This window comes from Chryseobacterium sp. SSA4.19 (assembly GCF_022601875.1).
Taxonomy (GTDB): Bacteria; Bacteroidota; Bacteroidia; order Flavobacteriales; family Weeksellaceae; genus Chryseobacterium.
This window is the reverse complement of the sequence record NZ_JAKVIP010000047.1, coordinates 1-10,179: the sequence shown is the minus strand read 5'-3', so window position 1 is coordinate 10,179 and position 10,179 is coordinate 1. Positions and strand designations below refer to the sequence as shown.

The 10,179-nt window shown below is 43.6% G+C and carries 7 protein-coding genes; all 7 read right to left on the bottom strand.

The window, feature by feature from the left end; translation table 11 throughout:
* Positions 1 to 169: 169 nt before the first annotated feature.
* The gene (locus MKJ01_RS18420; RefSeq protein WP_241615720.1) at positions 170 to 559 is read right to left on the bottom strand and encodes a VOC family protein; all 390 of its coding nucleotides are present in this window, start codon (positions 557 to 559) and stop codon (positions 170 to 172) included.
* Between the two features lie 30 nt (positions 560 to 589).
* Positions 590 to 1,357: an AraC family transcriptional regulator gene (locus MKJ01_RS18415; protein ID WP_241615721.1), complete on the bottom strand. Its 768-nt coding sequence runs from the start codon at positions 1,355 to 1,357 to the stop codon at positions 590 to 592.
* Between the two features lie 64 nt (positions 1,358 to 1,421).
* Positions 1,422 to 1,559, bottom strand: a complete 138-nt coding sequence (locus tag MKJ01_RS18410) for a hypothetical protein (RefSeq protein WP_241615722.1) — start codon at positions 1,557 to 1,559, stop codon at positions 1,422 to 1,424.
* 370 nt (positions 1,560 to 1,929) lie between these two features.
* Complete coding sequence (locus MKJ01_RS18405; RefSeq protein WP_241615723.1) at positions 1,930 to 4,458, bottom strand: glycosyl hydrolase 115 family protein; 2,529 nt, start codon at positions 4,456 to 4,458, stop codon at positions 1,930 to 1,932.
* A gap of 52 nt (positions 4,459 to 4,510) precedes the next feature.
* Positions 4,511 to 6,400 carry a sialate O-acetylesterase gene (locus MKJ01_RS18400; RefSeq protein WP_241615724.1) on the bottom strand — a complete coding sequence of 630 codons (1,890 nt, stop codon included), beginning with the start codon at positions 6,398 to 6,400 and terminating at the stop codon, positions 4,511 to 4,513.
* Positions 6,401 to 6,430: 30 nt separating this feature from the next.
* Positions 6,431 to 8,371, bottom strand: coding sequence for a glycoside hydrolase family 97 protein (locus MKJ01_RS18395; RefSeq protein ID WP_241615725.1), 1,941 nt, complete (start codon positions 8,369 to 8,371; stop codon positions 6,431 to 6,433).
* Between the two features lie 2 nt (positions 8,372 to 8,373).
* Positions 8,374 to 9,750, bottom strand: coding sequence for a glycoside hydrolase family 43 protein (locus MKJ01_RS18390; RefSeq protein WP_241615726.1), 1,377 nt, complete (start codon positions 9,748 to 9,750; stop codon positions 8,374 to 8,376).
* Positions 9,751 to 10,179 lie beyond the last annotated feature (429 nt).

Here is a 10,179-nt window from a genome sequence, read left to right as displayed (position 1 = left end):
AAAAAACAGAACATTATTTAAACTATAAAAAATTAGCCGCATAAAAAAGACTGCCCTTTTTGGACAGCCTCTTTTTTTGACAGGATTAAAAAGTCATTATTCTGTTTTTAAATCCTGTGTTATTCGAGTTCAACATTTGATATATAAATAAATGATTATCAAGTCTACATTAAACTATTTTCATTTCTTTAAACGGATTCACACTGATCTCAATCATAAGCTGTTCAAACCAAAAATAGAATCCAAACGTATTCCTAATTTTTTTCGGTTCGGATTCCAGTTTTAGCCCTTCAACCTTTTTTAATTTTTGATAGATTTGCCGGACCGCATCCTCATTCTCCTGATAAAACCCGATATGGAAATTCTCCGGATATTCCGGTATCTCATCTTTCCTGTTCAGTTCCTGGCCCCTAATGACAAGGACAAATTGATGGCTGCTTTCCAGTACAGCCATCTTACTGTTGCGGTTCGTTATTAAATTAAAGCCTAAGTGATTTGCAAACAAGCTCACGGCCTGATCTACCTCTTTTACTACCAGATTGATATGATTTAAACCCATCGTATTTTTTGTTTGATTAACAGGACAAAATTAATCTTCCGGCATCATGCTCAATTGGATAAATCGGTCGTTTTCATTTTTGTATAAGATCGTGGGCTTTACACCTGAAAATTTCTTTACTTCCCGGATAAAATGCGACTGATCACCATAGTTTAGTTCCGGATAGAAATTACCGCTTTTGAGCTGTTTCATGGAGTTTGAAAAACGGATGATGTTGAGGTAGGATTTTAGGGATACGCCCAGCCAATGGTTGAAATACCGGTTCATCTGGCGGCTGCTCCACCCGGTCTTTTGTGTGAGTTTTTTTACCGTAACGGCTCCTTTTAAGGAATAAATCAGTTCAAACAGTCTGAGTTTGCGGGGATCTGTTTCTTTTGTGAATTGCAACTCAATACTATGGCAGGCTTTTTCGTAAAATCGTTCAAAATCTATAAGATCCTCTTTACAGAATCCCCAATAACCGGAAAGAAGCTTTTGTCTGTTGTTTTTTAAATCTGCAAAAGATTGTTTAAAAATATATTCAGCAGCTACCGGATGAAAACTGATGACCATCATCGTTGATTTCGGAAACGGCGGTTTGATGACCGGGCCGGTCGATATTCCGGATATAAACATCTCAAAATTTCCGTTTTCTACGGCCAAAAGGGCAATATCTAATTTTCCGTCCGGAACGATGATGCTTTCTGCCGTTTCATCCGCATGATATCTCATCATCCAGATGCTTTCCACAAGATCCTGTAATATTCCATCAGGTTTTAGCGAGAGGTATTCCAGTTGATTTTTTTGAGAGTGTATCATAACAAGACTGATTCTACAGAATTATGAATAAACTACAGCTTAATCGCTTTATTGTTAAATACAATTAATGGTTGCTTTTCATTCTGACTTTTAAAATCTGAAGCTGTTTTTCAGCGTTAAAATCCTTTGCAATGCCACTATTAATTCCTTCCTGAATTGCATCTTTCAGGATTTGAATTTTGTTTTCTGCGCTCCGTTTCATTTTATTTATTTTTAATAGGTTTGGTTTGGGACATTATCAATAGAAATGGGCAATGTCATCCTGAGCTTGTCGAAGGAAGCCCATTTACCCTATGATGCATCATGGTCGGCTTTTAGCCAAAACCTATCATCATTTGGCTAAAGCCGGATTTTAGATTGCTATGATGACATCGGGCTAAAGCCCGACGCTATTGACAACCCATCTAATATATTGACAACCAAATACCTAAAATCATTTTCAATATTGAATTTATGCAATTTGAAATTAATACCATAAAATTACCGAATTTTATGGTTGAATTAAATTTCAGATCAAAAAATACCAAAAGAAAACCACCGGAAAAATCCGATGGTTTTAAGAGGTAACAAAATTATTTTCCGGTGTAATCACTTTCCGGCGCACCGAGATAACTTGGTTTCAGTCCACCGGTATTGATGAGGATCTTCTCAAGTACGATGCCCGATTCCAGCACCCTGAACCGCAGCGTATGTTTTCCGGGCTGCGAGATCTGGTGTTTGGTGATGGATCGGATGATGTGTTCCGACTGCCATCTTCCTAGCTCGCCTTTGTAATGGCCGTTGAAATTTACCACCTGCGGAGCTTGTCCATCGAACGAAATTTCGTACCGCAGTCCTTTGTTGTGATTGAAATTCAACGTCGGAGCCAGTAACAGCTGGACTTCAAATTCGCCATTGGATTCAAAATTCATGTCGTATTCCAGATCGATGTTTTCATCCTGTTTCGGATACGCATTTTGCGGGAAGGTCGTCACGCCAGATTTGGTTTTCCCGAAATCAGGAATCACTTCCCAATGAATCCGGTCCGAGTTGTGCATCCGGGCAAAATGTTCCGCTTCTATGGAAACATAACCGTTCTTTTCCTGGAAAACTCTGTCTTTCGAAGCATTATCATCATAAATATACGTTACTTCAGGCATGATGTTTTCTTTCCCGTCGGCCCAGGTTTTATAGCCTATACGCATCTGGTCCATCATGTGCTGCCATTTTCCGCCGGCGATTACACTGTTGTATTGATGGTCAAGGTAAGCGTTTCTCTCAAAATGCTCTTTGACCTGATCTGCATAATAATTTGCCTTTAAGTCGTATTTAGCCGCCAGTTCTTTGTTTTTAGCAACAGCATAATACATTTCATACAAATTGCTGCAGGCATCGATCGGATATAAAACCAACTGGTAATACGCGTCCTGATATTCCGCCGGAATGTCTTCCTTCAGACGCAGTGCTTTCAAGGCCAAAGCCCGGTAATCATTGAGAACCGTTTCAAATTCGTTGTAATTCTCCAGGCTGTAGGTGTTCCAGTTCAGGGTTTCGGGCGTTACGCGGCGGTTGTATTTGGCGTAGGTGTTGATCATTTCTGCGATTTCTTTCGCATGCTTTTCACCAAACTGCTGTGCCGACCATTTTTCCGTGTACTGGAGTAAATTATTTGCATTAAACTGTTTCGGGTTCCAGGCCATGTCCAGGAAAAAGCTGATCGGGAATTCCATCGGTTTCAGGTCGCCGACATTCACTACCCAAACCTTGTCCACTTTATGCTCGTAGGAAAGGTTCATCTGTTCCCAGACGCGCTGGATCGGACTGATGTTGATCCACTTGGAGTTTCTCGGTCCGCCCACGTAATCGAAATGGTAATACATCCCGTAACCGCCTTTGTGCAAAGGTTTGGAAAGGTCCGGCAGTTTTCTCACGTTCCCCCAGTTGTCGTCGCAGAACAGCAGGATCACATCATCCGGCACACGCATGCCTTTGTCGTAATAGTCCTGAACTTCTTTGTACAACGCCCAGACCTGCGGGGTTCTTTCCGCTTTTTTCCCAGTGACATCGGCAATTATCTTTCTTTGGTCTTTTACGATTTTTTCCAGCAGGGCAATATTGGTGCCCTCTCCCATCGCTTCATCGCCGTCGCCACGCATGCCTACGGTAACGAGCTTTTCCCAGTTTTTGCTTCTTTCCACTCCGGATCTCCAGAATTTCTGCAAAACGTCGGCATTTTTAGCATAATCCCAGACATTCGGCAGGTTGTTTCTTTTGATGTACCGGTGCCAGTCGGTTTGTGCTAAAGCCATCGGTTCGTGGTGCGAAGTTCCCATCACGATGCCCATTTCATTGGCCAACGGCCCGCTTAGAGAATCGTCGTCATAAAACGCTTTTCCCCACATGGCCGGCCAGATGTAGTTGCCTTTCATCCGCAGGATCAGTTCAAAAACTTTCTCGTAAAATTTGGAATTGATCCCGCCGAAAGTCGCCCTTGCCCAGCTTCCCAGGGAAGGTTCTTCATCGTTTAAGAAAATTCCGCGGTATTCTACGGCAGGTTCTCCGTCGGTATACATTCCTTTTTTAAAGTATATATTTTCCTTTTTCTCAACCGGAACATCCGCCCAGTAATACCAAGGCGAAACGCCGATCTGCTGAGACATTTCGTAAATTCCGTAAATGGTTCCCCGTTTGTCGCTTCCGGCAATGACAACTGCCTCGGAAACGCCCGGGAACGGATTGCTTACATTCTGGATGATAAATTTCTCATTCTTGCCCTTGAGCGAATTTCCATCGATTTTTTTAGCCTTGATCAATGCATCAATGGTTTTGCTTTTTCCGGCTTCACCAATGATAATGAGCATTCCGTTTACCCCGGAATTTTGGGAAATGAGATTGGGCTGAATGCCGGTTACTTTCTGAAAATCGGACTGAAGATTCGCCACTGCGTGGAGAATCCCTTTATCAGAATCGCTGTCCGAAAACATCGTCAGCCCAGAATTGCCTTCTTTCAATACCACCGAATTTTCTGTTTTCACAAAAGAAATAAAAGGATCGGCCGCTTTTACTATGGTTGTAAAAACCAACGTAATCAAAAGAGAAAAATAGTTGAATATCGTCTTCATAATCATTATATTATTTAATGCGTATTTATTTAATAGGTAAGGTAATCAAAACTTACCAGTCATCCGTTTTGAACGGCGATGCCAGCAGGCCTTCTGCGTTTTCCAGATTCGCCTCTTCGGGATTATTGCTCCATGCATACCGTACCGCCACCGGATTTTTTATTTCCTTGCTGCTTACCACAACGGTATTGCCTTTAATCTTTGCTTCGGCCCAGACAAACTTTTTATCGCTTCCGGCAATGGCAAAATGTTTCAGCGCTCCGTTTCTGCTTTTCAAACCTTTTCCTACGTTGTCGAACGAAAGGATAACCGTTGAATTTTCTACTTTCATTGACCGGAAAGCAGGGCCGCTGCTGACCAGCTTTTCACCGTATACCAGTTTACGGGCAGCCAGGAACAGGCGTTTGGCCATATCTTTTTTATTGAGCGGATGAATATCATTCCACTCCCCGAGATCATAATTCACGCTCATCGCTGTGTACGGAACGGTTTGTGAGGTTTTAAACTGGGTTTCACGGATGCCCGCCCATCCGCTTGGTGCATTGGGATCATTGGTTTTTTCCATAAAATTAGGAAGTTGAACCAGTAAAAACGGCATCTGCTCCCATTGAAATACTTCCCGCCAGTTTTCGATCAGATTTTTCAGCAAAGCAGCATAATTCTCAGACTGGCCGGCGTTGCTTTCACCCTGATACCAGATCGCACCGCGGACTTTGTAATCCAGGATTGGATAAATCATCCCGTTGTAAAGTCCGGAAGGCATGTTCCGCAGGTTTTTCAGCTTCGATCTGTAGTCTTCATCTTTACTCGTATCCCTGCCGATATTATATTTCCATTCGCCCGTCAGATCAACGACAACACCATCTCCTACGATTTTATAAGGCTTGTCGGCGACAAATTCACCGTTTCCGAAGTTGGACGTAAGCTGGATGGCAATGGTATTTTTTCCCTGTTTCAATATTCCGCCCGGAATATCATATTTTCTCGGCGGGTAAGTATATGAGGTCGAGCCTACGAATTTTCCGTTCACGAAAACCGAATCGCTGTCGACCATCACGCCCAGGTACAAACGGGCAAACTTTCCATCCATGGAAGCCGGAAGGTCAAAATTTTTCCTGAACCAGACGGTACCTTTGGCCTGGATTCCGTTGTCTTTCCATTTTCCGGGAACTTTTGCTTTTTGCCAGTTTGTGTCATCAAAATCCTTCTGGTTCCAAAGCTTCGTTCCTTTATCCAGTTTGGAAGCATTGAGTGCAGACAAAGCCTGCCTGTCGATGAGGTCATTTGGAAAATCCTTGAGGTGCTCCTGGCTGATCCAACTCTGAATGGCCGAACCGCCCAAACTGGAAACCAACATACCTTGCGGAATTTTGGTATGTTCGTAGGCCTCAAGCGCGTAGAAATACGCAAAAGCAGTCCAGCTCATTACTTCTGAAGCCGTTCCGGTAAACCATTTTCCGCCGGGTGCTATATTTTCCTTAACGGATTCAACGCTGTTTTGGGTAGGTACTTTGAAATACCGGATTTTATTTAAATCCGAAACATTGATTTCCGGAAAACGGTCTGTCAATCTGGCAATCGGGGTCTCCATATTAGACTGTCCCGAAGCCAGCCAGACATCCCCTACGAGAACATCCCGGATCGTAATTTCGTTAATTTCCATCATGAACGGTCCTCCCGCTTTCTGCGGTTTCAATTGCACAGACCATTTCCCGTTTTTGTCGGGTGAAGTATTGTAGGTTTCATTCCGGAATGTAATGGTAATATTTTCGCCCTGATCCGCCCAGCCCCAGATGGTAAGCACCACATCACGCTGCAGAACCATTTTGTCACCGACCAGGTCCGGAAGTTTTATTTTCCCGAACGCCGGCTGATGACTGAAAAAAACCATCAGAAAGGTCAGTTTAAATAGAATGAATGGTCTGAAGTACCCGGTTTTCATGTTGAATGTATTTTAAATTTAACATCAGGATTAATGAATCACAAATCCGCCTTTGGATTGGATTTCTATTTTTAATTCCCCGTTTTTGCTGATGGTCACGGATTTCTCGGAAGTCATCCCTCTTGCATCATCATTGATGAACTTTACCGTTTTTCCGGCCAGCATCGGAAGTTTCAAAGTTAGTTTTTGGACACTGTTTTCAGCATTCACGCCGGCAATGTACCATTGATTCTGATACCTTCTGGCAATAACGGAATATTTCCCGGGATAACCGTCGATGAAAAACGTCTCGTCCCACAAGGTCGGAATTTCTTTCATAAAATCAAGCTCGAATTTCGGAGCGTCCTCCAGGTTGTTTGGCATGACGGCAAACATCTGAACCGGGTTCTGGAATAAAACGGCGGTGGCCAATTGAAAGCCGTCTGTTGTGTACCGTTTATTTTTTTCCTTATTGGATTTGGTTAAATATTTATTCAAGAACGTTCCGCCGAATTCCATGCTCCCGACCGTGTTCCGGATAAACGGATGCAGTGATGCGAAAAAGGCTTCCTGCTTGCGGACATCTTCTGAGAAATACAGCATTTCTGAGGCTAAAACGGCTTCGCTTCCTGCATAGTTCGGGTACATCACTTCCCAGCCTCTCGGTAAAGTAGCCCCGTGGAAAATAATCGTCAGCCCGAAATCGTTGGCATCGGAAAGGATGTCTTCGTATAAACTCATCGTTTCCTGCTTGTCGCCACCGAAGAAATCGACTTTCAGTCCTTTTATGCCGATTTCTTTCAGCCACTTCATTTCTTTTTTACGTTCGATGGAAGAGCTCATTTTGTTTCTAGGGCCCATCGCTGCATCATTGGCAGCTCCGTTGGAATTATACCAAAGCATAACGCCTACATTTTTAGATCGTGCATACTGAACAAGTTCCCTCATCCGTTCTTTACCGATATTTTTATCCCAAAGCGCATCCATCAGAATAAACTGGTAGTTCATTGCCGCGGCAAGGTCGATGAATTTCTTCTGGTCGTCGTAGTTCATGCTGTTGTCCTGCCACAGGATCCAGCTCCAGGTCGATTTCCCGAAACTGTATTTCTGTGAAGGCGCATACATCGGATCAACAACATCAAAAGGAATCGTGGTTTCAACAATCGGCTTTAATGATTCGCCCACCGTGATGGTTCTCCACGGCGTTTTTCCCGGCAGTGAAATGGCGGCTCCGGTGCTTCCGAACCCATTGTTTTCCGCCATATCCGGGTACGCGACTTTGTAAAGGTTCTTTTCCGGTGTGGTATCCAGGTGGGAAGCGCAGTACAGGCTGTTCACGCCCGTCTCGGAAAGCAGGATCCAGCCGTCGTTTCCAACGTGGAAGAGTCCCGGGAAAACGTAACCGTAATCCGCTTTTGTTCCCAGTTCCGCATCGGCTTTGTAGCCGCTTTCGTAACTTGGGGCGGTTCTGGCAAAACCGGTCATCGGCTTCATCATTGGAGAAAGGAAGGTCGTGGTCTGCGAAGGAAACCGGTATCCCGTCATTTCCGACTGTACGACCGCACTCAGACGGTCTTTCATCGGCTGAATGTCGTACCGGAAAGCGATATTGTTATTGCTCACCTGGAATTCAATCCCGATGTTGTATTGGTCTGCATTGCTGAAATTTACCGTCAATGCATTAGCCTTATAATTGACCTCCGATTTTTTGATTTTCTCGTTAGTGTAAGTTTTGGAAACCGGGTCTTTTTTGCTATCGATAAATTTTAAATTTTTGGAAAAATCAGATTCATTGGTAATTAAACCCAACGGTGATTTTTCCAGCATGGTTTTCCCCTGAAAAGTCACATTGTATAGCGTTTTTCCGTCTTCTGAAAAGACATTCAGCTTTAGCTTTCCGTCAGGGCTTGATACTTCGGCGACCTGGGCAAAAACGGTATTCAGGAAGAGAATACCCAGGATGATTGATAGTTTTAAAAATAGTTTATTCATAATCATTTATTTTCAAGAAAGGTCCAGTAATCGAAAAACATCACATCTTTTGCGACTTTTCCGTTAAACACAAAATACAGATCGTGAACGCCGGTTATTTTTTCCTTCACTTCGGCTTTCACGGTTTCCCAACGGTCGTCGCCTCCGGTGAGCGGAACTTTTACCGTAGCCACCACCGGTCCGTTAAGGCTGTCCAGGTGAACATCCATCGTTACCTCGCTGTTGTGCGTGGTTCCTACCCTTGCGGAAAACGTCGCCGCTCCTTTTTTACCGAAATCCACATTTTTCACACGGGTGTAGGCGCCGCTTTTTTTAGCCTTGACAAACACGCCGGCTTCTTTGTTCTGATAGGATTTTACATTTTCCGACCAGGCGATGGTTTCGGCCTGGTTGAAGCTGTACGGATTGACGGTTGCAATGGCTTTGGTGATTCCATTCGTCATTTTAATGGGCGAAATGGAACCGTCTTTATTAAAATTAAGTTCTTCTATGCTCACTGACCTTGTAAATCCGCTTCCGCCGGGCAACGCGCCGTTGTGGTAGAAAAAGTAGGTTTTGCCTTTAAAATCAATCACTCCCGGATGGTTGGTAAACGATTTTCCTTCGGTTGGCATCACAATTCCGCCGTATTTCCATGGTCCCTGTGGACTTTTGCTGGTGGAATAGCCGATAAATTCAGGAAGCGGACCGCCCGGCCAGAACAAGTAATACAGTTTTTTTCTTTTGTACAGCCAGGGACCTTCTTCATACTTCGTAGGTCTTTCCGGGTTTTCTTTTCCATCCCTCTTTCCGAAAGATTCGGCAGTCATCGGAACTTCCACGATATCGCCGGAATAGGAAATCATATTTTCATTCAGTTTGACATATTTCAGCTTCGGGTTTCCCCAGTACATGTGGGCCTGCCCGTCATCATCTACGAAAATAGTCGGATCGATATCGCCCCATTCGCTCTGCACCAGAGGTTTTCCCAGCGGATCATGAAACGGCCCGAAAAGACTGTCGCCCACTGCTACGCCGATCGCACCTTTATTGTTGGTTTTGGACCACATGGGCACGTACATAAAGAATTTGCCGTTCCTTTCGACACACTGTGCCGCCCAGGCATCACGCTTGGCCCAGTCGAAATCATTATAGGAAAGGATGGTTCCGTGATCGGTCCAGTTCACCATATCGTCGGTGGAATAGACTTTCCAGTCGTTCATGGTAAACCACGTGGAATCGTCTTCATCGTGGGTCGTATAGACGTACAGCCTGCCGTTATAGACCATCGGTGCCGGATCGGCGGTATAGTTGGTCTGGATGATGGGATTCTGGGCAAATGCATCCGCTGAATATCCGATCAGGAAGAGGCAAAGTATGGATTGTAGAGTCTTTTTCATATTTTCTATTTCATTGTTTTTTTGAACACCAAGTGCACAAAGTTTTATTTTAAAAATTAGGCGTATTTAGTTTCACAAAGCCGCTAAGCTTATAAGAGCGTTTTACTATAGATCTAATGTGAAAATAATTGAAGCTTTTAACACATGAGTCGCATGAGATTAAAAATCGGAGATTTTTTAAAAGCTTTTGTATGCTTATTTGACATTTCGTATTTAAATTTATAATACATTATCAATATCTTTTGTGACTTTCGACTTCGTCGAACCTGCGGTTTGTGGTTAAATGTTCTCGTTTTGGCTTTCTGTAAACCACCCCGTCAAAAATTCTTTGAATTTTCGCCACCCCTCCTCTGGACTATCGTGTGGACACATCTTTAAAAGCATCAAAAGCTTGTATGATGTCTTTCAATCGTCCAAGACCTATCCATA

Bases quoted from the DNA above. Each gene is read 5' to 3' on its own strand.
- MKJ01_RS18410 (WP_241615722.1), bottom strand. From the start codon at position 1,559: ATGAAACGGAGCGCAGAAAACAAAATTCAAATCCTGAAAGATGCAATT.
- MKJ01_RS18390 (WP_241615726.1), bottom strand. From the start codon at position 9,750: ATGAAAAAGACTCTACAATCCATACTTTGCCTCTTCCTGATCGGATAT.
- MKJ01_RS18395 (WP_241615725.1), bottom strand. From the start codon at position 8,371: ATGAATAAACTATTTTTAAAACTATCAATCATCCTGGGTATTCTCTTC.
- MKJ01_RS18420 (WP_241615720.1), bottom strand. From the start codon at position 559: ATGGGTTTAAATCATATCAATCTGGTAGTAAAAGAGGTAGATCAGGCC.
- MKJ01_RS18415 (WP_241615721.1), bottom strand. From the start codon at position 1,357: ATGATACACTCTCAAAAAAATCAACTGGAATACCTCTCGCTAAAACCT.
- MKJ01_RS18400 (WP_241615724.1), bottom strand. From the start codon at position 6,400: ATGAAAACCGGGTACTTCAGACCATTCATTCTATTTAAACTGACCTTT.
- MKJ01_RS18405 (WP_241615723.1), bottom strand. From the start codon at position 4,458: ATGAAGACGATATTCAACTATTTTTCTCTTTTGATTACGTTGGTTTTT.